The following is a 26636-nucleotide window of genomic DNA, read 5'->3' on the forward strand; positions in this document are numbered from 1 at the left end:
GGTCAGAATTGATATTCGACAGTGCCCTGCAACGTGCGCCCACGCCCCAGGGTAAAGGCCAACACGTCGCCCAGCGGCACCAGATAGGCACGGTCGGTGACGTTTTCCATGGCCAGGCGCAGGGTCAGCTGGTCAGTGGCGCGGTAGCTGCTGTAAAGGTCATAGACCGTGTAGGGCTTCCAGTCGGCCGGATAAACGCCGGTCTGCGAAGTGGTCACGCCGACGCCACCTTTTACGTAGTAACCGCCGCTGTAGCGGGCGCGAACGCCTACGTCCAGTTTTCGCTCGAAGAAGCGTGCCCCCAGCGTCGCGGTGCCACGGTCCATCGGCATGTGCTCGGAGGAGCCCAGGATTGCACTGCAGCCCTGCCCCGCATTGGCCACGTCGTCCGGCACCATCGCCGTGACTGGCGCCCGGCTACCCGGCCCTTTCTGGATCTTGGTGACACCCCCCAGCCACGCGGTCTTGCTGCAGAACCTGTTGCTGCCGAGCATCCGCGTGTAATTGAACTGGCCATAGGCAAAGCCGGCGTCGTAATCCAGTTGGTACTCGAGGCCGCGAAAACGCGTGGTCTCCAGGTTGTTCACATACGCCGCATTGCCGATATTGGCGATGCCATAACCGGGCGGCTGCACGCCCAGCGCCATATAGGAGAAGTCATCCACGCGGGTGTTGAAATACGACACCTTCATGCCCGCGCGATCATCGGCGAACAACAGGTCTTCCTTCAGCACATTGAAGCCCACCTCCCAGGCGGTGGACGTCTCCGGCTTCAAAAACGGGTTGGGGAAAATCGACTCCGAGCCCCCGCCATGGGGCCTGCCGCTCACCAGGGTTTCGGTGACGGCCGGCGGGCGCCAGCCCTTGCCGTAGGTGGCGAAGAGTTGCAACCAATCCACGCCTGGCTTGATCGACAGGCCGAAGGTCGGCGAGAAATGCCCCTCTTCCCGATCCACGTCATAAGTCATGGGCAAGCCGACTTGACGGGTAGTGCCAATAATAAACGTCCGGGTGTTCAAGCCCGTCTCGCCCCGCAGCCGATAGCGGTCGTAGCGCAACCCAGCGTTGAGGTTCAGCCAATTGTCATAGTCGTAATCCAGGCGCGTGAACAGGCTGCCCATCGCCCGATCACCTTTGGGCGTGACGCTCTCTGCCGCCGAGGCCGTCACCGCTGAATCGCTGGCGACCATCTGGTTCGAGTCCGGGCGGACCTTGTCGTAGAAAAACTCCAGGCCATAGTTGGCCTTGATCACGGACAGTTCACTCAAGGCAAAGGTCGACATGTTCTGTGCCTGGAAACCATAGGTGTTGGTCTGGTACGTGACCTCGTAACCCTTGCTGCTGCCACGGGTCAGCGTGGATTGATCGTTGCGGGTATCGACGTAATAGAGCTTGGCCTTGAAATCGATCAGCGGATTGTCCGGCGTGTAGCTGTAGTCCAATGCGACGTTCTGCGCCGTGACATCGCTGCTGCCGAGCTTCTCCCATAACTGGGCTTTTTCGGCGCTCATCATGTTCACGTCGTCGTAGCCGACTGCGGTCGTCAGGTAGCTCAGTTGCAAACGCTGGTCCACGGGCAAGTTGATACCGAGCTTGAGCAGGCGGGAGCGCATCACCGAACCCGAATAGGCGACGGTGGTGTTCTTGATCCGTTCCTGACTGTTCGGCAGGAAGGACGTGCCGGTGCGCAGATCGCCGATACTGCCTTTGGTGCCAGGGTTGTAATCGCCGAGGTGACGCTCACTGGCGGCCAGCAGCATGTCCCAAACGTCGGTGCCCACGGCAAACGCCGAGCTGCCGATAAAGTGCGTACCGTTGCTGCGCCCGCCCAGCCCAGTGGTCACGCGGATGCGTCCGCCGATTTCCTTGCCGTCCTTGAGCAGATCGGCAGCTTCCACGGTGCGAAAATTCGCCACCCCGCCGATCACCCCAGCGCCGCCCATCGTGGAGGTGGCGCCCTTCTCTATCACCACCTCAGACAGCAACTCCGAGTCGACATACAACGTGCCATTGCGTTGCTGGTGGCCGCTTTGTTGATAGTTCTGACGCATGCCGTCCACTGACATGTTGACCCGGCCGTAGTCCTGGATGCCGCGAATATTCACCGACAAGCCAGGGTCTTGCTGGCTGACCGCCGAGTAGACGCCCGGCGCCTCCTCCAGCATTTCAGCGGCATGCCGCGGTGGGTTGCGATCCAGTTGCTCGCGCCCGACCACACTCACCGAACGTGGCGTTGAATACACCCAGTCGTTGGGGTGCAGGCCGGTGATCGTGGTGGTGGCCAACGCCAGCGCAGCGCCACTCTGCTCGACGCGGGTCAGGGTGACTTGACGCTCGCCGTTGAAGCGATACTCCACCGGTGCATTGCCCAGCAACCGCGCCAACCCTTCCTGCACGCTGTACTGACCGTTCACCGTCGTACTCTGCAAACCTGCGAGCCGCTGGCTGTCGAACAACACTTGCAGGCCGGCCTGATCGGCAAACGCCAGTACGGCGCTGCCCAGGGACTGCGCAGGGATATCAAGCATCAGCACGGCAGGTTGCGCAGCCTTCACCGCAGGTTGCGCGGCGTACACCGGGGCCGCCGCAGCGAACAGCCCCACGTGGATGGCCAGGGCTAACCGGCTAACGGTGATACACCCCTTGTTGAGTGCTGACATTTCTGAGGTTCCCTGCGCTAAGCGTTTTTTGTTTATGCGAATGCTTCTCACCTAGCAAGACGTGCGACGCGCAGGAAGTCAGTAAGACTTTTTCGAAAGTTTTTTTCTGCAGGCAAACAAACCTGTAGGAGGGTCAATAGATCAGGCTGAGGCCTGCCAGGTCCAAGCGTTGCACTTGCAGTTCCTGGGTGAGGGTACCGAGGGCGGTGTCGAGCATGTCGAGTCGAAACACGCCACTGACTTCGCGATCGCCCAGTGCCGAATCGGTGAGCACCACGCGTCCGGGGCGGTAACGGTTGAGTTGCTCGATGACTTTGGTCAAGGGCTGGCGATCAAAGATCAGCACACCGCGTCGCCAACTGGTGGCGCGTTCTACATCGAGCTGTTCCAGGGGCACGATGCCTTCCTGGAGGTTGTAGCGCGCGGCCAGGCCGTCCTTGAGCACCCGGTCGGCCGGGCCCTTTTTCGGGATGGCCTGCAGGGAAACCTCGACACTGTGTTCGAGCACGCCGACCCACGCCTGGCTATCGCCTTCGCGTTCCACCACAAACCGCGTGCCCAGCGCCCGGGTCTGCCCCCGGCGCTCTGCACCACGAACGGCCGGGTTTCCTCGCCCACCATCGGCGCCACATCAAAGATCGCCGAGCCCTGGAGCAGGCTGATACGGCGCTGCACACCGTCGTAGTCCAGGCGGATGGCACTGCCGGAGTCCAATTCCACCTTGCTGCCATCGGCCAGGTGGACGGTGCGCACCTCGCCTTTTTCGGTCATGTAGTCGGCTTGCATACGCAGCAACACGTCCGGCCCACGCACCCAGCCGACGCCGGCCACCACCACGACCAATGCAATGGCCGCCACACGTTGCCACGGCCTTCGCCGTTTGGAGCGCCGCGCAGGCAGGGCCGCCGCCGACGGACGTTGACGGTGCACCGGTTCTTCCTTGTACACGTCGCCCAACGCCGCCCACGTTTGTTCGGCAAAGCGCAATGCCGCTTCATGGCGGCTGTCGCAGGCGATCCAATGCTGCAGCTCGGCCTGTTCCTGGTCGGTCAGGGCACCGGCGTGCAAGCGCACCGCCCACTCGGCGGCCGCCTCGGTAATGCTGTGCTGTTGCGGACCCTGGCTATTCACGTGTGAATCTCGAATTTTTCATTATGTAACGCTGTGACGACTGACCTGGCGTTTTTCGGTAATTCATTCGTCGGATGGCGCCACCTCGCCGTCCTGCAAGCGCTGCATCACGTAAGCCAACGCCTTGGCCAGGTGCTTTTGTACGGAGCTGTCAGAGATGTCCAAGTGCCGGGCGACCTGGGCGTGGGTCATGCCTTCGATACGGTTGAGGCGGAAAATCTGCTGGGTGCGTTCCGGCAACTCCGCCAGTGCCTGCTTCAATGCCTGTCGCTGTTGCTGCGCCATTGCCTGAGCCTCCAACCCGGCCACTTCATCTTCAATCTCGGCCAGCGCCTCATGGGGCACGGCGTCTGTCTTGCGCCGCGCTTCCTGACGAATATGGTCGATCAGCAGATTGCTCGCCGTCCGATAGAGATAGCCCTGGGAGTTGTCGATGCGCTCGCCGGCCGGCTTTTCCGCCAGGCGCAGGAAACTCTCCTGTACCAGGTCTGCGGCCAACTGCGGGTCCCGTACCTTGCGCGCCAGATACCCGCGCAGGGTATCGGCATGCTTGAGAAACAGGCCTTTGAGATCCACGTCCGACAAACCGACTCCCTGGAATGTTAAGGAAACAGGCGGGCATCTTAAGCGTTGTCGAGAATGATTTTCAATTGATATCTAATCTGATCCGCCCGTATGAAAGGCCTGATTAACAGTTCGATAATCGAACACATCCACCGCCACCGATTGACCAAATTAACCATCCGGTACATTTTACCTCCACAACGAACAATAACTGTGGAGACCCCCTAATGCCGCCTATCGTGCTGGTGCTCAACGGCCCCAACCTCAACCTGCTCGGTACCCGCGAGCCCGCCACCTACGGCCATGAAACCCTGGCCGATGTCGCCGCGCTGTGTGGCCGCAGTGCCGAACAGCTCGGGCTGAAAATCGAATTTCGCCAGACCAACCACGAAGGCGAACTGCTCGACTGGATCCACGGCGCCCGCGCCCGCTGCGCCGGTATCGTGATCAACCCGGCCGCCTGGACCCACACCTCGGTGGCGATTCGTGACGCGCTGGTCGCCAGCGAAGTGCCGGTGATCGAAGTGCATCTGTCCAACGTGCATGCCCGCGAAGCGTTCCGGCATCACTCGTTTGTGTCGCCCATCGCCAAGGCCGTCCTCGCAGGCTTCGGTAGCCATGGCTACCACCTGGCACTTGAACACTTCAGCCAGCTGTTAAAAGGGTCGGCCCGATGAAACCGCGCATTCTCGCCGGCCTGATCGGCGCCGGCATCCAGGCCTCCCGCACACCCGCCCTGCACGAACAGGAAGGTGATGCCCGGGGCCTGCGCTACCTGTATCGCCTGATAGACCTTGAGCCGCTGCACCTGGACACCAACGCCCTGCCCCACCTGCTGGACGCGGCCGAGTTGATGCACTTCACCGGCCTGAACATTACCTACCCGTGCAAGCAGGCCATCCTGCCGTTGCTCGATGAACTGTCTGACGAGGCTCGCGGCATTGGCGCGGTCAACACCGTGGTGTTCAAGGACGGCAAGCGCATCGGTCACAACACCGACTGCCTGGGGTTTGCCGAAGGCTTTCGGCGCAACTTGAAGGATGTGGCACGCCAGCGCGTGGTGCAGATGGGCGCCGGCGGTGCGGGCGCGGCGGTGGCGCATGCGCTGCTGGCCGAAGGTGTGCAGCAGTTGAGTATTTTCGACGTGGACATCAGCCGCGCCCGCGACCTTGTGGATAACCTCGCGCAGCGTTTCGGCACGGGTCGCGCTCAAGTGGGCAGCCAACTGGAAAATGCCATGGCCGAGGCCGATGGCCTGGTGAACACCACACCGATGGGCATGGCCAAGTTGCCGGGCACACCGGTTCCGGCCACCTTGCTACGCACAGAATTGTGGGTGGCGGAAATCGTGTATTTCCCATTGGAAACCGAACTGCTGCGTGATGCCCGTGCCTTGGGTTGCCGTACGCTGGATGGCGGCAACATGGCGGTGTTTCAGGCGGTGAAGGCGTTTGAGTTATTCAGTGGGGAAGTGCCGGATGCGCAGCGGATGCTGGCGCACTTCCAAAGCATGAATACCTGACAGGAGAAACCGAACCCAAAGGTGGGAGCGGGCTTGCTCGCGAATGCGGTGTTTCAGTCACGAATCAGTTGACTGACCCACCGTATTCGCGAGCAAGCCCGCTCCCACAGGGACTGCACTCCGCCGTGCGTACTCAGGCCTGCAAGTAACGCATCACTGAATCACAAATCATGTCCCGATGCCGCTGTTTAACCGCCTCATCCGACAGCTCGATCTGAAAGATCTCACTGAACGTATGGCGGTTGGACACGCGGTAAAAGCTGAACGAGTTGATCAGCAGGTGCACGTCCAGCGGCTCCAGTCCCTCGCGAAACAACCCCAGCTCAGCCCCACGGCGCAACGTCGCACCCAGCGCTTCCAGGATGTTGCTGTTCATCGCCTTGATCGAATCCGAACGCTTCACGTACTCGGCATTGTGGATATTTTCGATGCTGACAATGCGCACGAAATCCACGTTCTGGTCGTGGTGATCAAAGGTGAATTCCACCAGCCGCCGGATCGCCTCACGGGGTTCCAGCGCGGTGAGGTTCATGCGGGTTTCGGTCGTGCGAATGTCGCCGTAGAGCTTCTCCAGCACCTCGACGTACAGCTGCTCCTTGCTGCCGAAGTAGTAATAGATCATGCGCTTGGAGGTGTGGATGCGCTCGGCGATCGCGTCCACCCGAGCGCCGGAAAGGCCCTGCTGGACAAACTCGACGATGGCTTCCTGGAGTATGTTTTCGCGGGTCTTTTCCGGATTGTTCTTACGACTCTTGCGGGGTGCCTCGGTGGTCATGGTGCGCTCACGGCCAGTGTTATGCAGGCCGTGATTATGGGCCGCGATGCTGCCTGAAAGAAAGCACCTGACCCAGCGTTATAAACGCGCCTGGCGTACCGCGCCGCTGCGGGATTTGGCCATCGCGGCCAGGCGCACCGCCACATTGGCCGCGCCATAGCCGGCATAGCCGTTCTTGCGCTGGATGATCTCGAAGAAAAACCGCCCTTCAAAGGGTTCGGTGTACACATGAAACAACTCGCCCCCCTGAGCGTCGCGGTCGTACAACACGTTGTAGTACGCCAACTCGCTGAGGAACTCGTCGTCGAAATCGAAACGCGCCGCCAGGTCGTCATAGTAGTTGAGCGGGATATCCAGCAGCGGCACACCCGCCTCTTTGGCGCGGCGCACTTCGGCGAAAATATCCGCGCAGTCGAAGGCAATGTGGTGCACGCCCGAGCCGCGATAGCTCGACAGCGCATGGGAAATCGCAGTGTTGCGGTTTTCGGAGATGTTCAGCGGCAGGCGGATCGAGCTGCAACGGCTACGCAGCGCACGGCTTTTCACCAAACCATACGGGTCGGGCAGCACCACTTCGTCGTCGGCTTCAAAGTCCAGCAGGCTCTTGTAGAACAGCACCCAACTGTCGAGGCTGTCGGCCGGCAAAGCCATGGCCATGTGGTCGATGCGCAGCAAGCCGCCGCTGGATGATGCGGCGGGCTGCAGGTTGAAGTCGGTGTCGTACAACCCGCCTTCGCTCGGATCCACCAGGTAAATCAGGCTGCCATCCGGCGCGCGCACCGCCGCCAGTTCCAGCTCGTTAGGCCCGACCAGGCCGCGATACGGCTGGCCTTTGTAAGCCATCGCGCGCTCCAGGGCCTTGGCGCTGTCCTTGACCCGAATCGCGGTGGCGCACAACGACGGCCCGTGGGCCTCAAAAAAGTTGTGGGCAAACGAATAGGGCTCGCAATTGAGGATCAGGTTGATATCGCCCTGGCGCAACAGGCTCACGCTCTTGGAGCGATGCTGCCCGGCCTTGACGAAACCCAGGCGTTCCAGCCAGTAGGTGAGCTTGGCGCCGAGGCTTTCGTCCACGGCAAATTCGAGGAACTCGATGCCGTCGTATTCACTGGCCGCCGGGGTGTCGAACAGGATATCGAGCGGTTGTGCAGGAGCCTCCTGCTGCAGGCGTTCGCGGGTTTTCTCTTCCAGGTACAGCAAGGAGCGCAAGCCATCCGCCGCATTCGCACGGGTCGGCGCGGCGCGGAAGCCGTCGTTGAAAATTTCCAGGGACAGCGGCCCGGTGTAACCGCTCTTGATGATCGGCGCGAGGAACCCTGCCAGGTCGAACTCACCTTGGCCGGGGAAGCAGCGGAAATGTCGGCTCCACTCCAGCACGTCCATGGCCAGGATTGGCGCGTCGGCCATTTGCACGAAGAAAATCTTGTCGCCGGGAATCTCGGCGATAGCACTTGGGTCGCCTTTAAGGGAGAGGGTGTGGAAGCTGTCGAGCAATACGCCGAGGTTGGGGTGATCAACCTGACGCACCAGGTTCCACACCTGTTGCCAGGTATTCACATGCTTGCCCCAGGCCAACGCTTCATAGCCAATGCGCAGGCCACGACGGCCAGCGTGTTCGGCGAGCAGGCTCAGGTCATCGAGCAAGATACGCTCGTCACCCACGCAGTCGGCCGAGGCATTGCTGCACACCAGCACCAGGTCGGTGCCCAGTTCCTGCATCAAGTCGAATTTGCGTTCGGCGCGTTCCAGGTTGCGTGCCAGGCGGTCACGGCGGCAGCCTTCAAAGTCGCGGAACGGCTGGAACAAGGTGATGGCGATGCCCAGATCGGCGCACATCTGCCTAACTTCGCGGGGGCTGCCGTCGTAATACAACAGATCGTTTTCGAAGATTTCTACACCGTCGAACCCGGCGGCCGCGATGGCTTCGAGTTTTTCCGGCAGGGTTCCGCTCAAGGAAACGGTGGCAATAGAGCGTTGCATGGGCGACTCCCGGCGTTTGAGGCTGGTCTTATTTACGGCAAATTATTGGCCGCTAAACTGTTCACAGCAATTAAAATGTACGAACCGGTTAGTTTTTGGTGCGATTATCGAACACTATGCCCCTTTGGCGAATTGACGATTTTTTAGCCGCTGCGCACCATCGATTCAGTAACAAGACCCAGAACACACCATAAAAATTTCAAAAAAACGGGTACGACCTCATGCCTCTGCAAAACTCCGCCCTGGCCGCGCGCCACGGCACCCCGCACGCCGGCATCGGCGACAAGATCCGCGGCGCCCTGGCCGTGGGTAAAACGCGCTGGGGCATGTTGGCCCTGGTGTTTTTCGCCACCACCCTCAACTACATCGACCGCGCCGCGCTGGGCGTCATGCAGCCGATCCTCGCCAAAGAGATGAGCTGGACGGCGATGGATTACGCCAACATCAACTTCTGGTTCCAGGTCGGCTACGCCATCGGTTTTGTGCTGCAGGGCCGCCTGATCGACCGGGTGGGTGTCAAACGTGTGTTCTTCTGCGCCGTGTTGCTGTGGAGCCTGGCCACCGGCGCCCACGGCCTGGCCACCTCAGCCGTTGGCTTCATGGTGTGCCGCTTTATCCTCGGGTTGACCGAGGCCGCCAACTACCCGGCGTGCGTCAAGACCACGCGCTTGTGGTTCCCGGCCGGTGAGCGTGCGGTGGCCACCGGTATCTTCAACGCCGGCACCAACGTCGGCGCGATGATGACGCCAATGCTGCTGCCGTTGATCCTGCATGTATGGGGCTGGCAGGCAGCGTTCCTGTGCATGTCGGCACTCGGCGGGATCTGGTTGGTGTTCTGGGGCCTGAAGTACTTCAACCCGGAAGACCATCCCAGCGTCAAACAATCCGAATTGGACTACGTGCTGCAGGAAGCCGAACCGGAACAACCGCGCGTGCCGTTCACCCGCATCCTGCGCATGCGCGGCACCTGGGCCTTCGCCCTCGCCTACTCGATGACCGCCCCAGTGTTCTGGTTCTACCTGTACTGGCTGCCGCCGTTCCTGAATCAGCAATACAACCTGGGCATCAACGTGACCCAAATGGGTATCCCGCTGATCATCATCTACCTGACAGCGGACTTCGGCAGCGTGGGCGGAGGGATTCTGTCGTCGTTCCTGATCGGTCGCGGCATGAACTCGATCAAGGCGCGGCTGCTGTCGATGCTGCTGTTTGCGTGCTGCATCGTCGGCGTGATCATGGCGGCCGGTTCCAGCCAACTGTGGGTCGCGGTGTTTGCCATCTCCCTGGCGATCGGCGCGCATCAGGCCTGGACCGCGAACATCTGGAGCCTGGTGATGGACTACACGCCCAAGCACATGATGAGCACGGTGTTCGGTTTCGGCGGCATGTGCGCGGCCATCGGCGGCATGTTCATGACCCAGATCGTCGGCCATATCCTCACCGTGACCAACAACAACTACACGGTGTTGTTCACGTTGATCCCGGCGATGTACTTCATTGCGCTGACCTGGATGTACTTCATGGCGCCGCGCAAGATTCCTACCGTCGACGTCTGAGCTAACGTCTGAGCTATCGGCGCCGCTGCTGCCAGGCAGCGGCCAGCCCGCTCATGCAGATCACCCCGATGCCGACCACTGTGGTCACATCGGGGGTATGGTTGAACACCAGCCAGCCCAACAACCCCGCGAACACGATCTGGCAATAGCCGAACGGCGCCAGCAAGGCCGGCGCCGCAAAGCGGAACGCCTGGGTCAGCATCAAGTGCGCGGTCATGCCGCAAGTGCCCAGCGCCAGCATCAACGCGCCATGCCACAGCGTCGGAACCTGCCAGAAAAACGGCACCATTGCACTCATCACCAGGGTATTGCACAGGCCGGCAAAGAAGTTGCTGGTGGTGGGTGTGTCGTACTGGCTGAGGATGCGCGTGAGCAGTTGGTAGAAGCAGAAGAACAGCGCCGAACACAGCGGCAGCAACACCGCGGGGGTGAACAATTCACCGCCGGGGTGGATGATGATCAGCACGCCGACAAACCCACAGATCACCGCCAGCCATTGCCCTCGGGTCACGTGTTCACCAAGCAACGGCACCGAGAGCGCCGTCACCAGGATCGGCGCGAGAAAGTTCACCGCCGTGGCTTCCGCCAGTGGGATGTAGTGCAGCGCCGTCGTGAAAAACAGGCTGGTGCCCAACAGGCAGAGCGCCCGTACTACCTGCATCCCCGGACGCTTGCTGCGCAGCACGCGCAAGCCCGATTGCGGCAGGAAAATCCCGGCCATCAACAAGGTGTGCACCAGGTAACGCGCCCACACCACCATCACGATCGGGTAGAACCCGGCCAGGTATTTGGACAGGGCGTCGTGGCTGGAAAACAGAAACGTCGCCAGGACGATCAGCAAAATGCCCTTGAAGGGATGGTTGACGCCGGATAAAGGGGTACTGACGGTCATCGGATTCTCTTGTGTGGCGCGCGATCGGGCTCAACCCAGTAATCTAGCAGCCGGGCTGGAGCCTGCCCCAAGAGCATAACCAAACACCGTGCGAACAGCGCACTAAATCACGGGTTTCGAGTCCAACGCTGCACATCGTCCTTCCAGTTGCACATTTTTTAACCAAGGCCTTGCTGCTATGAAGAAAATCCTCTTTGCTCTTTCCGCCCTTGCCCTGCTCACCGCCTGCAAGCAGGAAACCCAGGAAGCGCCCAAACCTGCGCCCGCTTCCGTGCAAGCCACCCTGGTACCGCAAACCCCACCCACCGATAAATGGGTCGGCAAATGGATCGGCGTCGAAGGCCTCCACCTGACCATCGCCAAGGACGAGAGTATCGGTCGCGGTCATTACATCCTGACCATGCAATACGGCCTCGACGCCGATGACTCGGGCACGTTCAAGGGGGAAGCGGCCGAAGGCGGCATCGCCTTCACCCGTCCGGATGGCCCGCAACTGCTGCGCGCCGGCGACGGTGCTGCCACCGGGATGAAATGGCTGGCGGATAAAAAGGATTGCCTGGTGGTGGATACCGGCGAAGGTTACTGCCGAAATTAAGGTCCATACTCAGTCACTATCACTATTACTGTAGGCGCGAGCTTGCTCGCGCCTACACAGGGTTCATCGAGAGGATTGCCCCAATGCTATGGAAAAAAGGCCGACGCAGTGACAACGTGGTGGATGCCCGCGATGACAGTGGCGGCGGTGGTGGTGGCATGCGCTTTGGTGGCGGCAAAGGCCTGAGCCTCACGGCCATTGTGCTGATCGTCGGCATCGGCTGGATGACCGGCCAGGACCCGTTGCAGATCCTCGGCCAACTGACTGGCCAGATGGAACAGGCGCCGTCGGTAAGCACGCAGTCACGCCAGGCGCCGCCGGCCAACGATGAGCAAGCGGATTTTGTCCGTGCGGTACTGGGCGATACCGAAGACACCTGGGGCCAGGTGTTCAAGGAAAACGGGTTGGCCTATAAGAACCCGAAACTGATTCTGTTCCGCGGCCGGGTGAATTCCGCCTGCGGTGGCGCCACCTCGGCCAGCGGTCCGTTTTATTGCCCGGCTGACCAGCAGGTGTACCTGGACCTGGATTTCTTCCGGGAAATGTCGCAGCGCTTCCAGGCCGCCGGCGACTTTGCCCAAGCCTACGTGATCGCCCACGAAGTCGGGCACCACGTGCAGACGCTGCTGGGTATCTCGTCGAAGATCCAGGCGGCGCGCCAGCAGGGCCGGCAGATGCAGGGCGACGGCGGGTTGCTGGTCCGCCAGGAACTGCAAGCCGATTGCTTCGCCGGCGTGTGGGCCAACCGTGCGCAAAAGCGTCTGAACTGGCTGGAGCCTGGCGATATTGAAGAAGCACTGAATGCAGCCAACGCCATCGGCGATGACCGTTTGCAGCAACAGGGTCAAGGGCGCGTCGTGCCGGACTCGTTTACCCATGGCACCTCGGCACAGCGGGTTCGCTGGTTCAAGACCGGCTTCGCCCAGGGCCAGATCACTCAATGCGACACGTTTACCGCCAAGAGTCTCTAGATGAATAAACGATTGGGGTTGCTGCTGGGTTTGTTAGTCACCTGTTCCGCCTTGGCCGCCGAACATGGCGTAAAAGAAGTCAGTCCCGATCGTTTTCACCTGGAGGCCGGCGACCTCAGTCTCGGATTAAGCCAGGACTGGCGCAAACCGCTGCCCCAGGTCACCCGCGCCTTGGTCATCGTGCATGGCCGCCTGCGCAATGCGCAGACTTACCTGCAAAGCGCTGAAGACGCCGCTGCGCATGCGGGCCAAGCCGCCAACACACTGGTGATTGCGCCGCAGTTTCTCAATGCGTCCGACGTAAAGCGCAACCACCTGGACAACCAGGTGCTGCGTTGGAAGGGCAATGACTGGATGGCCGGCGCCCCCTCCACCGCGCCAGGGCAAATCAGCGCCTACGGTGCCCTCGATCAGATCATCAAGCACCTGGGCAACCGCACGCTATTCCCGGCGCTCAAGGAAATCGTGGTGGCCGGTCACTCCGGCGGCGGCCAGGTGGTGCAGCGTTTCGCCCTCACCGGCCACGATCACCCAACCTTGCGAACCGAAGGCATCCGCCTGCGTTATGTGGTGGCCAACCCGTCGTCCTACGCCTACTTCACCGCACAGCGCCCGGTGCAGTTCGACACGGCCAGTTGCCCAGGCTTCAACGACTGGAAATATGGCCTGCAACACCTGCCGGCCTACGCCAAGGGCCATAGCGCCGAGCAGCTTGAGCACGCCTATGTGTCACGCAACATCACCTACCTGCTGGGCCAGCAAGACACCGACCCGAACCACCCGGCACTGGACAAAAGCTGCGCCGCTGAAACCCAGGGCGCGTATCGCCTGATTCGTGGGCACAACTATTTTGACTACCTCAAGCAACGGCATCCGCAGTTGAGCCACACGTTGGTGGAAGTGCCGGGGGTGGGGCATAACGGCGATGGGATGTTTACGTCACCGGAGGGCCAGAAAGTACTCTTCCAATAATCCCCCTGAAGAAGCCCAATCAACATGTGGGAGCGCTATTGTCTGGGCTAGATCATCCCGCGCAGCACCGCGCAATCCTCGGCATGCCAATCCGCCAACTCCGGCCAGGGGTTTTCCGGCAGGTTAACCAACACCGTCCGCGTTCCCGCCGCCCGGCCACAATCCAGGTCGAAGCGGTAATCACCGACCATCACCATTTTGCTCGGCGCCACCTCCCAAGCAGCTGCCAGTTTCAGCAAGCCATCCGGATCGGGCTTCGGTTGCGCATCGTCACGCCCCAGCACGTCCTCAATGGCAAAGCAGTCCGCCAGGCCAATCGCCTCCAGCGTGACATGCGCCAACTCCCGCGCATTACGGGTCAGGATGCCCAAACGGTAACCGCGTCCAGCCAGCTCGCGCACCAACTCAACCGCGCCTTCGGCCGCGACTGAACCCAATGCCAACTCACGCTCATGCGCCAGCAACCAGGCATGCTTGGCCGCCGCGACATCCGCGGGCAATGCCGCCAAGTGTGTGAGGATGTCGTCCTCGGGTGGGATCTCCAGGGCCACGCGAATGGCCGCAAAGTCATGCACGGCCACCGTGAGGGTGCCGTCCATATCGAACACCCAGTGCTTTACGTCCGACAGGCTCATGCCCAATCCTTGCGATGGCGGATCAGGCCTTCCTGGGTCACCGAGGCCACCAGTTGCCCTGCGCGGTTGTACACGCTGCCACGGGAGAACCCACGGGAATTGCCGGCCCATGGGCTGTCCATGGCGTACAGCAACCAGTCGTCGGCGCGCAGGTCGGCGTGGAACCACAGCGCGTGGTCGAGGCTGGCGACCTGCATATCTTTCTGCCACACCGTCTTGCCATGGGGCAGCAAGGAGGTGGTCAGCAGGCCAAAGTCCGAGGCATAGGCCAGCAGGTATTTGTGCAGCGCCGGCGCATCAGCCAGGGCGCCGTCGGCACGGAACCACACGTATTTGACCGGGTCGGACGGCTGCGGGTTGAACGGGTCTTTTTCGGTGACCGGGCGCACTTCGATCGGCTTGGGGCACAGCAGCTTGTCGCGCATGTGCTCGGGGATCAGGTGCGCACGTTGCTGGGTCAGTTCCAGCTCCGACGGCAGGTTTTCCGGCCCCACCACCACCGGCATGGTGGTCTGGTGATCGAAGCCTTGTTCGTCGTACTGGAACGAGGTGGTGCAGGTGAAGATCGGGTGGCCCTTCTGGATCGCGGTCACGCGGCGCGTGCTGAAACTGCCGCCATCACGCACACGGTCCACCGAATACACCACCGGCAACGCTGCATCGCCGGGACGCAGGAAATAACCATGCAGGGAATGCACGTGCCGCGCTTCTTCTACGGTCTGGCTGGCGGCCGACAGCGACTGGCCGAGCACCTGGCCGCCGAACAGTTGGCGAAAACCCAGGTCCTGGCTGCGGCCGCGAAAGAGGTTTTCCTCGATCGGTTCCAGGGTCAGCAAGTCCACCAGATCTTCCAATACTTGGCTCATAGAGCAACTCCTAAAATCTATGGGGCATTCCGGGCTGCCTATCCATGCAGCGTGTCCAACCATTGGGCGCGGGTGATGCGATACAAAACATGATGGCGCAGCGGGTCATCGGCTGCGACCTTGGGGTGTTCAAAATCTGCCTGCGGATCGTAATGCATACCGATGGCCTGCATGACTTTTTGTGATGGCAGATTGGCTTGCGTGGTGAAGGCGACAATCTCGTCCAGGCTCAAGCGATCAAATCCACAGCGCAACGCGGTCCACGCGGCCTCGCTGGCATAACCCAGGCCCCAGTGTTCGCGAGCCAGGCGCCATCCGATCTCCACCGCCGGGGCAAAGTCCGCCTCAAAGCTGACATTCAGCAACCCGGTGAGGCCGATGAACTCACCGGTGTCCTTGCGCTGCAACGCCCACAGGCCAAAGCCGTATTCGGCGAAGTGCCCACGAATGCGGCCGATCAACGCGGCGCTTTCTAGATGGCTCAGTGTGGCCGGGAAATAACGCATCACCTGCGGGTCGGCGCACATGCGCGCAAACTCCGGCAAGTCAGCGTCGCGCCATTGGCGCAGCACCAGGCGTGCACTTTCCAATTCCAGTATCGGCTCCATGGGTCCCCTCCCTTGCCATGTGCGTGAGTGTACAGCGCTGTTAAGATCCGTCGCAGGTTCCCGTCAGAAAATCCCATGCCTTTGCCATTGATCTACCACGATGACTACAGTCCCGAGTTCCCGGCGGACCACCGGTTCCCCATGGACAAGTTCCGCCTGCTGCGCGACCACCTGGTGGACAGCGGCCTGACCGAGGACAGCCAACTGCTGCGCCCGCAGTTGTGCCCACCGGATATTCTGGCCCTGGCCCATGACGCTGGGTATATCGAACGCTACATGGGCGGCGAGCTGTCACGCGAAGACCAGCGCCGCCTCGGCTTGCCTTGGAACGAAGCCCTCGCCCGCCGTACCGTACGTGCAGTCCGCGGCTCGATTCTCGCGGCGGAGCAAGCCCTTGAGCACGGCCTGGCCTGCCACCTGGCCGGCGGCACCCACCATGCCCACTACGATTACCCGGCAGGTTTCTGCATCTTCAATGACCTGGCGGTGATCAGCCATTACCTGCTGGCCAGCGGCCGGGTCAATCGTGTGCTGATCTTCGATTGCGACGTGCACCAGGGCGACGGCACCGCGCGCATCCTCCACGACACGCCGGACGCCATCACCGTGTCGCTGCACTGTGAAAAGAACTTCCCGGCGCGCAAAGCCCAGAGTGACTGGGACATTCCACTGCCCATGGGCATGGGCGACGCCGACTACCTCAAGGTGGTGGATGACGCCCTCAACTACCTGCTGCCGCTCTACCAACCCGATCTGGTGCTATACGACGCCGGCGTTGATGTACACAAGGACGACGCCCTCGGTTACCTCAAGCTGACAGACGAAGGCGTCGCCGCCCGCGATGAAAGCGTGATGCGCCACTGCCTGGGCCGCGACATTCCGGTCATGGGCGTGATCGGTGGCGGCTACAGCAAGGACCGCCCGGCCCTCGCCCGCCGCCACGGCATCCTGCACCACAGTGCGCAACGGGTGTGGACGTCATCAGGTTGTCATTGAACCGTGGGCGTTACCCACAATGCCTGTGGAACCACCTGTGGATAACTTGAGCGTAAGCACCTGAAAGCCAGAAGCAGTCTGGCCTGTAGGAAGTTGTACATTTTTTGATCAGGCAGTTGTGCCGTCCTCGGGTAGAATGCTCGGCCTATTCAGCGACCGTAGCCCGACCCATGCCTCAGACCCCTCCTCCTCATGTTGCCATTATCGGCGGCGGCCCTGCCGGGCTGATGGCCGCCGAAGTCCTGAGCCAGGCGGGCGTGCGGGTGGACCTGTACGACGGCATGCCGTCCGTGGGGCGCAAGTTCCTGCTGGCCGGCGTGGGCGGCATGAACATCACGCATTCCGAGGCGTACCCGGCGTTTCTGTCGCGCTACGCCGAACGTGCGCCACACATGGCGCCCTTGCTGCGCGCATTTGGGGCCGAGGCGTTGTGCGAATGGATCCACGGCTTGGGGATCGAGACCTTTGTCGGCACCTCGGGCCGGGTGTTTCCTACCGACATGAAAGCTGCACCGCTGCTGCGTGCCTGGCTCAAGCGCCTGCGCGACCAGGGCGTGGTTATCCACACCCGCCATCGCTGGGTGGGCTGGAATGCCGAGGGCGACTTACTTATCCACAGCCCTGACGGCGAAAAAACTGTCCACAGCGACGCCGTGCTGCTGGCCCTTGGCGGCGGCAGCTGGTCGCGGCTGGGCTCTGACGGTGCCTGGCTCAAGTTGCTGGAGGACAAAGGCGTACCCTACGCCCCGCTGCAACCCAGCAATTGCGGTTTCGAGGTGTCGGCCTGGAGCGAACTGATGGTCAGTAAATTCGCTGGCGCGCCGTTGAAAAACGTCGCCATCGGGCTGGGAGATGACAAGCCTCGCCTGGGCGAATGTGTGGTCACGGCAATGGGTATCGAAGGCAGCTTGATCTACGCGTTGTCGGCGCCGATCCGGGAAGTGATCAACCGCGACGGCTCGGCCACCGTGCATATCGACCTGTTGCCGAGCAAGCCGCTGGACAAGGTTCAGGCCGCGCTGGCCAAACCACGTGGCTCACGCTCGATGAGCAAGCATTTGCACAGTCAGTTGGGGCTGGACGGGGTGAAAGCGGCACTGCTGCGCGAGTTGGCACCGGCTGACCACTTCAACGATCCGGCGCAATTGGCGGTGGATATCAAGGCGCTGCCGTTGACCCTGGTGAAGACCCGGCCAATGGATGAGGCGATCAGCACAGCCGGCGGCGTGCCGTTTGAGGCGTTGGATGAGCGGTTGATGCTCAAACCGTTGCCGGGGGTGTTTTGTGCAGGGGAGATGCTCGACTGGGAAGCGCCGACGGGGGGCTATCTACTCACAGGATGCTTTGCCAGCGGACGGGCGGCTGGGCGCGGCATGTTGGAGTGGCTTAAGCGCTGAGACTGGTGGTGAATTCAAAGTCGCTTTCGCAAGCAAGCCCGCTCCCACATTTTTGATCTGTGAATACATTCAAAATGTGGGAGCGGGCTTGCTCGCGATGGGGCCATCAGCAACGCCGAAAAATCACTTCTTCTTGCGCGGCCCAGTGTTAAAAACAGGCACCTTGCGCACCGGTTTGATCGACGGCTCTGCCGGCGCCACTTCCCCGCTGTCCACCCACTTGCCCAGGTTGCGCTTACCGCCGCCACCAGAGCTTTTAGGTTTCTTCGGTTTTTTCGGCTTCTTCACCACCTGCCCGCTGGCATCGGTGTCCGGCACGCGGTGCTCCGGTTCGAAATCCTGTTCCATGTGACGGGTCAGGGTCTGACGGGTCAGCATCTCGATGGCCGACAGCATGTTCACTTCATCGGCACACACCAGGGAAATCGCCTCACCGGTGTTGCCCGCACGGCCGGTACGGCCGATACGGTGGATGTAGTCCTCGGCCACGATCGGCAGGTCGAAGTTGACCACCAGCGGCAGGTCTTCGATATCCAGGCCACGGGCCGCCACATCGGTGGCTACCAGGATCTGCACTTCACTGGACTTGAAGCGGTCCAGTGCGCGTTGGCGGGTAGCCTGAGGCTTGTCGCCATGGATGCCGTCGGCATTGATGCCCAGGCCCTGCAACTTATCCACCAGCGCATCCACACCGTTACGGGTCTTGGCGAACACCAGCACCTGCTTCCAGCGACCTTTGCGCATCAGGTGCACAAACAGCTCCGGCTTGCGCTTCTTGTCCACCGGCACGACCCACTGCTTGACCGTGTTGGCAGCGACGTTGCGCGGGCTGACTTCGATGCTCAGCGGATCGTTGAGCATCTGCCCGGCCAGCAGGCGGATGTCATCGGAGAAGGTCGCGGAGAACAGCAGCGTCTGGCGCTTTTTCGGCAGCATGCGGTAGATGTTCGCCAGCTCTTCGGAGAAGCCCAGGTCGAGCATGCGGTCGGCTTCGTCCAGCACCAGGGTTTGCAGCTGGTTGAGTTTCAGCGCGTTCTGGCGGAACAGGTCAATCAGGCGGCCAGGGGTGGCGACCAGGATGTCGACACCTTTGCGCAACTTCATCATCTGCGGGTTGATGCTCACGCCGCCGTACACCGCGTAAGTGGTCAGCGGCAGGTTTTGCGCGTATTCGGCGACGCTGGCGTGCACCTGTTCGGCGAGCTCGCGGGTCGGGCACAGGATCAGCGCACGGGCCGAGTTCGCGGCGACTTTCGGCCCTTCCATCGTCAACAGTTGCAACAACGGCACGGCGAAACCGGCGGTCTTGCCGGTGCCGGTCTGGGCCGCGGCCATCAGGTCGCGACCGGCCAGCACCGCCGGAATGGCTTGCGCCTGCACCGGCGTCGGGGTCTGGTAGCCAAGCGTCTCAAGGGCGCGCAGCAAGGGTTCGATCAGGCCAAGGGTGGCGAAAGTCATGTAGATACCGTAGGAAAAATTCAGCGCAAGGGCGTAATGCGCGGCAGTTTACCTTATTTCCGGCTTCGGCTTGCGCCACTGGGGCAGGCTGATCAACAGCACGGCGCTGATAATCACCAACATGGCCAGGGCTTCTTCCAGACCAATGGTCTCGCCCACGAACACAATCCCCAGCAACACCGCCACCGCCGGGTTCACATAGGCATAGCTGGTCGCGGCCGCCGGGCGGACATGCTTGAGCAGGTACATGTAGGCATTGAAGGCAATGATCGAGCCGAACACGGTCAGATACGCCAGGGCCAGCCAGCCTTCCAGCGGTGGCACAGCCTGCAGGCGTTCACCGGACAGCGCGCTAACCATCAGCAACGCCACACCGGCGACCAGCATTTCCGCAGCACTGGCCATGGCGCCTTGGGGCAACGGCAACTGTCGGCTCCACACCGAACCAAACGCCCAGGATGCCGCCGCCACCAACAGCAACACAGCCCCCATCGGGCTCGATTGCAACGTACTGCCCATGTTGAGCATGGCAATGCCGATGATCCCCAGGATCACCCCAGCCCATTCCAGACGGGTGTTACGCGCGCCCCAGAAATACCCACATAGCAAGGTGAACAACGGCACGGTCGCCACGGCCAACGCCGCCACGCCGGACGATACACCCATGTGTTCCGCCACACTGACCCCACCATTGCCCACGGTGAGCAACAAAAGACCGATCATCCCGGCCGCCTTCCACTGCGGCCAAGTCGGTGCCGGCACCCCGCGCCAGCGCAGGAAGCCGTACATCAATGCCCCCGCCGTGCAGAACCGAATCCCCGCCAGCAACAACGGCGGCCAGTACTCCACACCGATGCGAATCACCAGGTAGGTAGACCCCCAAATCACATACAACGCAAAAAAGGCGGCGATCAACGGTAAGGGAAAGCGACGTGGGCCAGGCATTGGGCGGCTCTATGGCAGGAGATGGGAGGCTTATTCTAAAAAGGCAGGTCGCTAAACATAAGTTACAAAACCTGTTTAAAACGCCAATACACTTTTCAAAGCATGGTTGTGAAGGCTATAAACCGTGCTTTCGAAAGTCACGCGCAACCGGAGCCTTATCATGGACAAATACGACCGCCTGCTCCTCAGCGCCCTGCTCGAAGACGGCCGCGCTTCCTACGCGCAATTGGCCCGCACGGTGAACCTCTCTGCCCCTGCCGTGGCCGAACGCGTGGCGAAGCTGGAGGCCAGTGGCGTGATCACCGGGTATCAGGCCAAGGTGGACCTGTCCAAAGTCGGTTTGCCGATTCAATGCGTGATGGAACTGCGGCTGACTAACCATGGCAGCCAAAAGACCTACGACGCCCTGGCGCAGATCCCTGAGTTGACCGAGTGCCATCGGGTGACGGGTGATCCGTGCGTGATCATGCAGGCGGCAGTGGGGTCTATGCCGGAGTTGGAGAACTTGATCAATCGCGTAGCGAAATTCGGCTTCAGCAAGACCTCGATCATTTTGTCGAGCGCGATAGAGCGGCGGGTGCCGTTGGGGCAGTTGGAGGGGATCGGGAAGAGTGGTGGCTGACCCACCGCCATCGCGGGCAAGCCCGGCTCCCCCCTTTGAAATGCATTCCAACTGTGGGAGCAGGCTTGCCTGCGATGACGTAAGTTGCATCAATGCACATTTGAGCGTTCAACAATCCAATCGATAATCTGCCTGATCGTGGTGATGTCATCCCAATCTGCCTGAGTGGCTTGCAGCTTGAACTGCCACTTGATCTGCATGACGAAGCAGGTCAAATCGTCATCAATGATCTTGAAGTCATGGATGAAATCCGTTTGCTCTGTCACTTGGCTGCGGTCGATGAAGCCGATGATGTCGACGAATAGCTGAATGACCTTTTCGCTGATCTGCGCAAAGACTGCCCCTCGATGACCGCCGCCTAGCTAATGAGGGAGCGGGCTTGCTCGCGAAAGCGGTGGATCAGTCAATACAGGTGCTGACTGACACTCCGCTTTCGCGAGCAAGCCCGCTCCCACCATTGGATCTTCGGTTGTTTTGGGACTGCGGCGGGTTTAGAACCCGCGATGTTTCTTCAGATGCTCATTGATCTTCGCCGCTGGCACTTTCTGCAAGGTGCACAGCAGGTCGTGGGACAGTTCACGCAAGCCGTGGGTACGCCGCAGTTCCTGGGCCAGGTGGGCCGTGAGGTTGGCCGCCATTTCCGCATCCGCCAGCGCTCGGTGAGCCTGGCCGGTGTGGGGCAGTTGGGCGTAGGCGTTGAGGGTGCCGAGCTTGTGGTTGGGCGCAGCCGGCATGAGGCGGCGGGCAAGCAGCAGGGAGCAGGCGAATTTCTGCAGGCGGGTGCGGCGGATCAGGCTCAGCTCGTAGTCCCAGAACTTCTGGTCGAACGCGGCGTTGTGCGCCATCAGCGGCGTGGTGCCGACGAACTCGTTGACCTCGTTCATTACCCGCTCGGCCGGCGGCGCGCTGCGCAGCATGGCGTTGCTGATGCCGGTGAGTTGTTCGATGAAAGCGGGCACATGCACGCCGGTTTTCATCAGGCTCTGATAGCGGTCCACGATCTGGCCACGCTCAAGGATGACCACCGCGATTTCCGTGGCCCGGCAGTGGCTGCTCGGGGTGATGCCGGTGGTTTCAAAGTCGATGACCGCTATACGTTCCAAACCTGTTCCAACTCCGTGAAAGAATCTATTTAAGCAGCAACGCGCCTTCGATCGGCACATAACGGCTGGCGGCGCGGATCAGTGAGTTGGCCGTCAGCCCCGGCACGCCGTAGGCCACGGCTTCGACGCCATGCTTGTGGATAACCCGGTCAAGCAGCATGTCGAAATCACCGTCACCGGAGGCCAGGACGATTTCGTCGACGTGGTCGGCGGCGTCCATGATGTCGAGGGTGATGCCCACGTCCCAGTCGCCCTTGGCCGAGCCGTCGCTGCGCTGGATGTAGGGTTTGAGTTTCACCGTGAAACCCAGGTTGCGCAGGATCTGCTGGAACTGTTGCTGTTTGCTGTCACCACGGTCGATGGCATAAGCGTATGCCTCGACGATCTGCCCGCGCGAGCTGATGTCAGCCCACAGCGCGGCGTAGTTGAAGTGACAACCATAGGCCTGGCGGACGGTGTAATAGAGGTTTTGCACATCGGCGAACACTGCAATTTTTTTCACCGTACTTCCTCATGACAGCCAGGCGCCAGGGCCCGGAAAGGGTGCCAGTATGCCAGCCGCGAGAAGGTTTCCGGGAAAAATCAGACCGGGGCGACACTCGCCCCGGGCCAAGGTGAGTCAGACGAAGGAATCATCGTCGCCAAAGGAGGAAGAGTCGTCGGAATAATCGCTGTCGGCAAAGCTGTCCGAATTGTTGCCACCCCAGCTGTCATTGCCGGCGTATTTCTGGTCGTCATTGCCCCAGCCGCCTTGATCACTGGCCGGTGCCGGTTGCTCGATGATTTCCTCCACCACCTGCGGTTGCTGGTTGTGATGGAACAGGCTGCTGATGCCTTCGGCCAGCAACACACCACCGGCCACGCCGGCGGCGGTCTTCATCGCGCCGCCAAGAAAACCGCTGCCCACCGGAGCGGCTGGAGCAGGTTGTTGATAGTTCTGCTGCGGCGCAGGCTGGCTGAACCCTGGCCGCGCCGGTTCGCGCCAGCCGCCACCGGAAGACGCCGGCGCGCTTTGGGCCGGTTGCGGATCACGGGAACCGCCACCACCAAAGATGCTCGACAGGAATCCGCCGCTGCTCGCCGGGGCTGGCTGCGCGGACTTGGCCCGTTGCAGCTCGTCCTGCAATTGCTGGATCTGTTGCGCTTGCTGCTTATTCTGCGCGTCGAGGCTCTTGAGCGCATGTTCCTGCACCAGGATCGACTGGGTCATGTAGTACCCGGCCGCCGGTTGGCGCGTCATGTGTTCCTTGATCCGCGCTTCGGCCTGGGCGTCGCGGGGGGCTGAGTCCGTTTCGGCTTGTTGCAACCGTGAAAACAGTCCATCGATCAGGGTTTGCTCTTCGCTGTTCATGGCGACCTCGTTAGATTGCCGGTAAAAATCGTGGTCTCGCCTTTATTCAGGCGCCGACCTAGTTATGGGGATGTTACGAGTTGTTTCAATGGTCTTTACTCAAGGTTTACGTTTGCTTACCTCCGGTAATGATCGGTTAAAGTGTTGCCCTTGCTTTCAGGCCTGCGATGAACTTGATGAATCCGTTAGACGTGCTGCGCGACTCCTTCCGTTTCACCCAACGCAACCTGGGCGCCATCGTCCAGCTGTGTCTGCCATTGGTGATTTTCGAAGCCCTGCTGCAACAGGTGCTCAACCATGTCGTCGGCCCGGATGCGTTTCCCGGCTACAGCGTGGTGGTGGGGTTGCTGGTGTACCCGCTGTACACCGGCGCATTGATCCTGTTTCTGGATGCTCGCACCCGTGGCGAGTCGCCGGGCACTAAAGATGTCTGGGCCATGGCCCTTACTCTGTGGCCGCGCTTTGCCCTGCTGACCGCGATGAGCACGCTGCTGATTCTGCTGGGGCTGTCGCTGTATTTCCTGCCGGGGCTGTGGCTGATGGTGGTGCTGGCATTTGCCGAATACCTGCTGGTGCTGCGTGGCATGCCGGCGTTGGAGGCGATGAAGGAAAGTTTCCGTCTGAGCCGTGGGCATTTCTGGCTGATCCTGGTGTGCCTGCTGTGCGTGATGACGCCACTGTGGTTGCTCAAAGGCGCCAGCGTTGCGGCCTATCCAACGCCTGCGCCGCTGCTGGGGCTGCTACTGGACAGCGCCCACAGCTTTCTGCAGCTGTTTACCAGCGTGGTGCTGTTCCGTTTATTCATGTTGATCGGTGGCGATGCCGACGCGCGGTGATATGCTCCGTGCCACCTCTGAAACGCTATAAGCCGAGCCAATGACCCGTTTATTGCGCATCACCTTGCTGGGCCTGCTGATCATCGCAGGCCTGCTGACCGCCCTGATCTACAGCCTGACCTGGCGCCCCGAGGCGAAGGAAACCCTGCCGGTGAGCTGCGTCGCGCCGCGTGCGCCCACGCTGTTGCCGGGGCAAGCGCTCAAGGTCATGACCTGGAACGTGCAATACCTGGCCGGCAAAAATTATGTGTTCTGGTACGACACCTCCGACGGCAGCGGCCCCGACGACCGCCCCACCGTGGAAGACATGGCCGCCAGCCTCGACGAAGTGGCGCGGGTCATCCGCGACGAACAGCCCGACATCCTGCTGCTGCAGGAGCTCGACGAAAACGCCAAGCCGTCCCACTACCAGGACCAACTGGCCCTGCTGCAAGAGCGCCTGGTCGATCTCTACCCGTGCAGCGCCCAGGCCTTCGACTGGAAAGCCGACTTCGTGCCAAACCTGCACATCTTCGGCAGCGTGGGCCGCAAACTGGCGACCCTCAGCCGTTACCAGATCGAACACGCCGAACGCCTGCAGCTGCCGGCGCCCGAGGCCAACATCCTGAGTCGCCAGTTTCAACCCAAGCCTGCCTTGCTGTTGACCTACCTGCCCCTGAGCGACGGCGGACAACTCGCGGTGCTCAACACTCGCATGGACGGTGACGCCCCTGGCCGCAGCGCGGTGATGGAGCAGGTCCAGACCACGGTCAAATTGCTGGATAAATTTGAGGGCCGTGGCACGCCCTGGCTGATCGGTGGGGACTTCAACCTGCTGCCACTGGGCCAATTCCTGCGCCTGGACGCCACCAAACGCGGGCAATATTCGCCGGACAGCGAGCTGCATCTGCTGTGGGACAAATACCCGATGATACCGAGCAACAGCCAATCCAGCGGGATCGATCGTGAGAAATGGCTGACGAACTTCCCCAACGACCCGAGCGTGGACGGGCCGGACCGTACGCTGGATTACCTGTTCTACAGCCCGCGGATCAAACGGGTGGAGGCCAAGGTGCGCCAGGAGGATACGTTACGTATTTCCAACCACCTGCCGGTGATCGCCCGCTTCCTGCTGCCTGCCGCACAATAGCCCCTAGGGTTTCAACACCTAGGCCCGCAGCGGCTTAAGCCACTCAAGGCTTTCAACCGTGGTGCCGGATGGGCGGTATTCACAGCCGATCCATCCTCGGTAGCCACGCTGCTCAAGCGCCGCGAACAACGCGGCAAAGTCCATGGTTCCGGTGCCCGGCTCATGACGCCCCGGGTTGTCGGCGATTTGTACATGGACGGTCCTGTCGTAAAACTGCGCCAACACCCCGGCTGCGTCGCCGGTCAAAAGCTGGGCATGGTAAAGATCCAGAATCAGCCCGACACTCGTAAAGGTTTCCAGCACCTGTTGCGCCTTGCTGAAGTCAGACATGTAATAGCCTGGCATCGCCTGCGGGCAGATCACTTCAATAAGCGCGCGCAAACCCTGATCTTCGAGGTACTTGACCGCGTATTCCAGGTTACTTACGTAGGCAGGCGCGCTCTCATCCTGGGGTGTGGTCACGCCAGACATGATGTGCACATCCGAGCAGTTCAGCGCCTTCGCATAGCGGGCCGCCTCGCGCAGCCCATCGCGAAATTCCTGCTCCTTGCCCTGCAAGGCAGCGATGCCTTTGGTAACACCTGCCGGCGCTGCGAACTGAATCAACGGCAGGTTGTATTGAGCCAGGTGATCGGCGAGCAGGCTGGCGTCAAATTCATAGGGCGATGGGAACTCCACCGCCCTGAAACCGGCAGCGGCGGCGGCTTCGATGCGTTGCAGAAAAGGCAATTCGTTGAATTGGAAACCGAGGTGAGCATTGAATTTGAGCATGGGTAACTATCCATCCTGGGAATAAACAAATCATCAGCCTGGAGCCTCATTCGCGGCTCCAGCGCCACGCTATTGAAAGTGGTCAGTGCAAATACTCATGCTCTTCGTATGGTATTTTCCCACTCCAGTGCGGTGGGGGCATCTGCCCCGACGGAAACGGACTGAAGCTAACAATTCGGAATAAAACCTGTGATCAAGAAAGACCTCGCCCTGCAGTTGGCCCCACGCGTCATAGACATGGTTCGCGCCCGTTCGATGAAAGCCGGTGAGCCCTTGCGCGAGCAGACACGCGCATAAGCAA

At 61.2% G+C, this 26636-nt stretch carries 26 protein-coding genes and 2 pseudogenes; 12 read left to right on the plus strand and 16 right to left on the minus strand.

Going from position 1 to position 26636, the window contains the following annotated elements:
• Nucleotides 1–2: 2 nt before the first annotated feature.
• The 3 genes and pseudogenes from AB4N92_RS08345 to AB4N92_RS08355 all read right to left on the minus strand — a co-directional run bounded on the left by AB4N92_RS08345 (nucleotide 3) and on the right by AB4N92_RS08355 (nucleotide 4376).
• Nucleotides 3–2660, minus strand: coding sequence for a TonB-dependent receptor (locus AB4N92_RS08345; protein ID WP_236266959.1), 2658 nt, complete (start codon nucleotides 2658–2660; stop codon nucleotides 3–5).
• A 133-nt stretch (nucleotides 2661–2793) separates the two neighbouring features.
• Nucleotides 2794–3791: pseudogene (locus AB4N92_RS08350) on the minus strand (FecR family protein).
• A gap of 63 nt (nucleotides 3792–3854) precedes the next feature.
• Nucleotides 3855–4376, minus strand: coding sequence for an RNA polymerase sigma factor (locus AB4N92_RS08355; protein WP_010206716.1), 522 nt, complete (start codon nucleotides 4374–4376; stop codon nucleotides 3855–3857).
• Nucleotides 4377–4582: 206 nt separating this feature from the next.
• On the opposite strand from AB4N92_RS08355, the gene aroQ reads away from it, so the two are divergent.
• Nucleotides 4583–5032: a type II 3-dehydroquinate dehydratase gene (aroQ, locus tag AB4N92_RS08360; protein WP_010206717.1), complete on the plus strand. Its 450-nt coding sequence runs from the start codon at nucleotides 4583–4585 to the stop codon at nucleotides 5030–5032.
• Nucleotides 5029–5877 (plus strand): shikimate dehydrogenase, encoded by an 849-nt coding sequence (locus tag AB4N92_RS08365; RefSeq protein ID WP_010206718.1) that lies wholly within the window; start codon nucleotides 5029–5031, stop codon nucleotides 5875–5877. Before aroQ ends, AB4N92_RS08365 begins: the two co-directional genes overlap by 4 nt.
• A gap of 133 nt (nucleotides 5878–6010) precedes the next feature.
• On the opposite strand, the gene AB4N92_RS08370 is transcribed toward AB4N92_RS08365, so the two are convergent.
• Nucleotides 6011–6652 (minus strand): TetR/AcrR family transcriptional regulator, encoded by a 642-nt coding sequence (locus AB4N92_RS08370; RefSeq protein WP_010206720.1) that lies wholly within the window; start codon nucleotides 6650–6652, stop codon nucleotides 6011–6013.
• A 78-nt stretch (nucleotides 6653–6730) separates the two neighbouring features.
• Entirely contained in the window at nucleotides 6731–8632 is a 1902-nt protein-coding gene (gene quiC / locus AB4N92_RS08375) for a 3-dehydroshikimate dehydratase QuiC (protein ID WP_010206721.1), read from the minus strand.
• 221 nt (nucleotides 8633–8853) lie between these two features.
• On the opposite strand from quiC, the gene AB4N92_RS08380 reads away from it, so the two are divergent.
• Nucleotides 8854–10188: an MFS transporter gene (locus tag AB4N92_RS08380; RefSeq protein WP_010206724.1), complete on the plus strand. Its 1335-nt coding sequence runs from the start codon at nucleotides 8854–8856 to the stop codon at nucleotides 10186–10188.
• A 13-nt stretch (nucleotides 10189–10201) separates the two neighbouring features.
• On the opposite strand, the gene AB4N92_RS08385 is transcribed toward AB4N92_RS08380, so the two are convergent.
• Complete coding sequence (locus tag AB4N92_RS08385) at nucleotides 10202–11080, minus strand: DMT family transporter (protein WP_010206725.1); 879 nt, start codon at nucleotides 11078–11080, stop codon at nucleotides 10202–10204.
• A 178-nt stretch (nucleotides 11081–11258) separates the two neighbouring features.
• On the opposite strand from AB4N92_RS08385, the gene AB4N92_RS08390 reads away from it, so the two are divergent.
• The 3 genes from AB4N92_RS08390 to AB4N92_RS08400 all read left to right on the plus strand — a co-directional run bounded on the left by AB4N92_RS08390 (nucleotide 11259) and on the right by AB4N92_RS08400 (nucleotide 13618).
• Nucleotides 11259–11675, plus strand: a complete 417-nt coding sequence (locus AB4N92_RS08390; protein ID WP_010206726.1) for a lipoprotein — start codon at nucleotides 11259–11261, stop codon at nucleotides 11673–11675.
• 83 nt (nucleotides 11676–11758) lie between these two features.
• Nucleotides 11759–12646: a KPN_02809 family neutral zinc metallopeptidase gene (gene ypfJ / locus AB4N92_RS08395; RefSeq protein WP_010206727.1), complete on the plus strand. Its 888-nt coding sequence runs from the start codon at nucleotides 11759–11761 to the stop codon at nucleotides 12644–12646.
• Nucleotides 12647–13618: an alpha/beta hydrolase gene (locus AB4N92_RS08400; protein WP_236266958.1), complete on the plus strand. Its 972-nt coding sequence runs from the start codon at nucleotides 12647–12649 to the stop codon at nucleotides 13616–13618.
• A 47-nt stretch (nucleotides 13619–13665) separates the two neighbouring features.
• On the opposite strand, the gene AB4N92_RS08405 is transcribed toward AB4N92_RS08400, so the two are convergent.
• Genes AB4N92_RS08405 through AB4N92_RS08415 form a run of 3 tightly spaced genes read right to left on the minus strand, consistent with a single transcriptional unit; the run spans nucleotide 13666 to nucleotide 15727 of the window.
• Nucleotides 13666–14253, minus strand: coding sequence for an HAD family hydrolase (locus tag AB4N92_RS08405; RefSeq protein ID WP_236266957.1), 588 nt, complete (start codon nucleotides 14251–14253; stop codon nucleotides 13666–13668).
• Nucleotides 14250–15119, minus strand: coding sequence for an acyl-CoA thioesterase II (gene tesB / locus AB4N92_RS08410; RefSeq protein WP_010206730.1), 870 nt, complete (start codon nucleotides 15117–15119; stop codon nucleotides 14250–14252). Before tesB ends, AB4N92_RS08405 begins: the two co-directional genes overlap by 4 nt.
• A gap of 38 nt (nucleotides 15120–15157) precedes the next feature.
• Nucleotides 15158–15727, minus strand: a complete 570-nt coding sequence (locus tag AB4N92_RS08415; RefSeq protein WP_010206731.1) for a GNAT family N-acetyltransferase — start codon at nucleotides 15725–15727, stop codon at nucleotides 15158–15160.
• A 75-nt stretch (nucleotides 15728–15802) separates the two neighbouring features.
• Here AB4N92_RS08415 and AB4N92_RS08420 point away from each other — a divergent pair, with 75 nt between their 5' ends.
• Together AB4N92_RS08420 and AB4N92_RS08425 are read left to right on the plus strand one after the other, a co-directional pair.
• Nucleotides 15803–16723, plus strand: a complete 921-nt coding sequence (locus AB4N92_RS08420) for a histone deacetylase family protein (RefSeq protein ID WP_236266956.1) — start codon at nucleotides 15803–15805, stop codon at nucleotides 16721–16723.
• A gap of 170 nt (nucleotides 16724–16893) precedes the next feature.
• Nucleotides 16894–18120, plus strand: coding sequence for a TIGR03862 family flavoprotein (locus AB4N92_RS08425; protein WP_010206734.1), 1227 nt, complete (start codon nucleotides 16894–16896; stop codon nucleotides 18118–18120).
• Nucleotides 18121–18243: 123 nt separating this feature from the next.
• On the opposite strand, the gene AB4N92_RS08430 is transcribed toward AB4N92_RS08425, so the two are convergent.
• Nucleotides 18244–19578 (minus strand): DEAD/DEAH box helicase, encoded by a 1335-nt coding sequence (locus AB4N92_RS08430; RefSeq protein ID WP_010206735.1) that lies wholly within the window; start codon nucleotides 19576–19578, stop codon nucleotides 18244–18246.
• 48 nt (nucleotides 19579–19626) lie between these two features.
• Nucleotides 19627–20523 carry a drug/metabolite exporter YedA gene (yedA, locus tag AB4N92_RS08435; RefSeq protein ID WP_010206736.1) on the minus strand — a complete coding sequence of 299 codons (897 nt, stop codon included), beginning with the start codon at nucleotides 20521–20523 and terminating at the stop codon, nucleotides 19627–19629.
• A 160-nt stretch (nucleotides 20524–20683) separates the two neighbouring features.
• Here yedA and AB4N92_RS08440 point away from each other — a divergent pair, with 160 nt between their 5' ends.
• Nucleotides 20684–21145 carry an Lrp/AsnC family transcriptional regulator gene (locus AB4N92_RS08440; protein ID WP_042570861.1) on the plus strand — a complete coding sequence of 154 codons (462 nt, stop codon included), beginning with the start codon at nucleotides 20684–20686 and terminating at the stop codon, nucleotides 21143–21145.
• Between the two features lie 89 nt (nucleotides 21146–21234).
• On the opposite strand, the gene AB4N92_RS08445 is transcribed toward AB4N92_RS08440, so the two are convergent.
• The 4 genes from AB4N92_RS08445 to AB4N92_RS08460 all read right to left on the minus strand — a co-directional run bounded on the left by AB4N92_RS08445 (nucleotide 21235) and on the right by AB4N92_RS08460 (nucleotide 23599).
• The gene (locus AB4N92_RS08445; protein ID WP_029529010.1) at nucleotides 21235–21471 is read right to left on the minus strand and encodes an acyl carrier protein; all 237 of its coding nucleotides are present in this window, start codon (nucleotides 21469–21471) and stop codon (nucleotides 21235–21237) included.
• A gap of 165 nt (nucleotides 21472–21636) precedes the next feature.
• The gene (locus AB4N92_RS08450; protein WP_042571613.1) at nucleotides 21637–22248 is read right to left on the minus strand and encodes a 3'-5' exonuclease; all 612 of its coding nucleotides are present in this window, start codon (nucleotides 22246–22248) and stop codon (nucleotides 21637–21639) included.
• 25 nt (nucleotides 22249–22273) lie between these two features.
• Nucleotides 22274–22750, minus strand: a complete 477-nt coding sequence (locus AB4N92_RS08455) for a LabA-like NYN domain-containing protein (protein WP_010206743.1) — start codon at nucleotides 22748–22750, stop codon at nucleotides 22274–22276.
• Between the two features lie 117 nt (nucleotides 22751–22867).
• Nucleotides 22868–23599, minus strand: coding sequence for a DUF2076 domain-containing protein (locus tag AB4N92_RS08460; RefSeq protein WP_010206744.1), 732 nt, complete (start codon nucleotides 23597–23599; stop codon nucleotides 22868–22870).
• Between the two features lie 176 nt (nucleotides 23600–23775).
• Here AB4N92_RS08460 and AB4N92_RS08465 point away from each other — a divergent pair, with 176 nt between their 5' ends.
• On the plus strand, nucleotides 23776–24435 hold the full coding sequence (locus tag AB4N92_RS08465; RefSeq protein WP_010206746.1) for a YciC family protein: 660 nt from the start codon (nucleotides 23776–23778) through the stop codon (nucleotides 24433–24435).
• A 40-nt stretch (nucleotides 24436–24475) separates the two neighbouring features.
• The gene (locus AB4N92_RS08470) at nucleotides 24476–25564 is read left to right on the plus strand and encodes an endonuclease/exonuclease/phosphatase family protein (protein WP_010206748.1); all 1089 of its coding nucleotides are present in this window, start codon (nucleotides 24476–24478) and stop codon (nucleotides 25562–25564) included.
• Between the two features lie 18 nt (nucleotides 25565–25582).
• Here AB4N92_RS08470 and AB4N92_RS08475 read toward each other — a convergent pair whose 3' ends face one another.
• Nucleotides 25583–26335 carry a hydroxypyruvate isomerase family protein gene (locus AB4N92_RS08475; protein WP_010206749.1) on the minus strand — a complete coding sequence of 251 codons (753 nt, stop codon included), beginning with the start codon at nucleotides 26333–26335 and terminating at the stop codon, nucleotides 25583–25585.
• Nucleotides 26336–26524: 189 nt separating this feature from the next.
• On the opposite strand from AB4N92_RS08475, the pseudogene AB4N92_RS08480 reads away from it, so the two are divergent.
• A pseudogene (locus AB4N92_RS08480) lies at nucleotides 26525–26629 on the plus strand (GntR family transcriptional regulator); the annotation flags it as partial.
• Nucleotides 26630–26636 lie beyond the last annotated feature (7 nt).

The sequence above is a fragment of the Pseudomonas sp. S3_A09 genome (assembly GCF_054668065.1).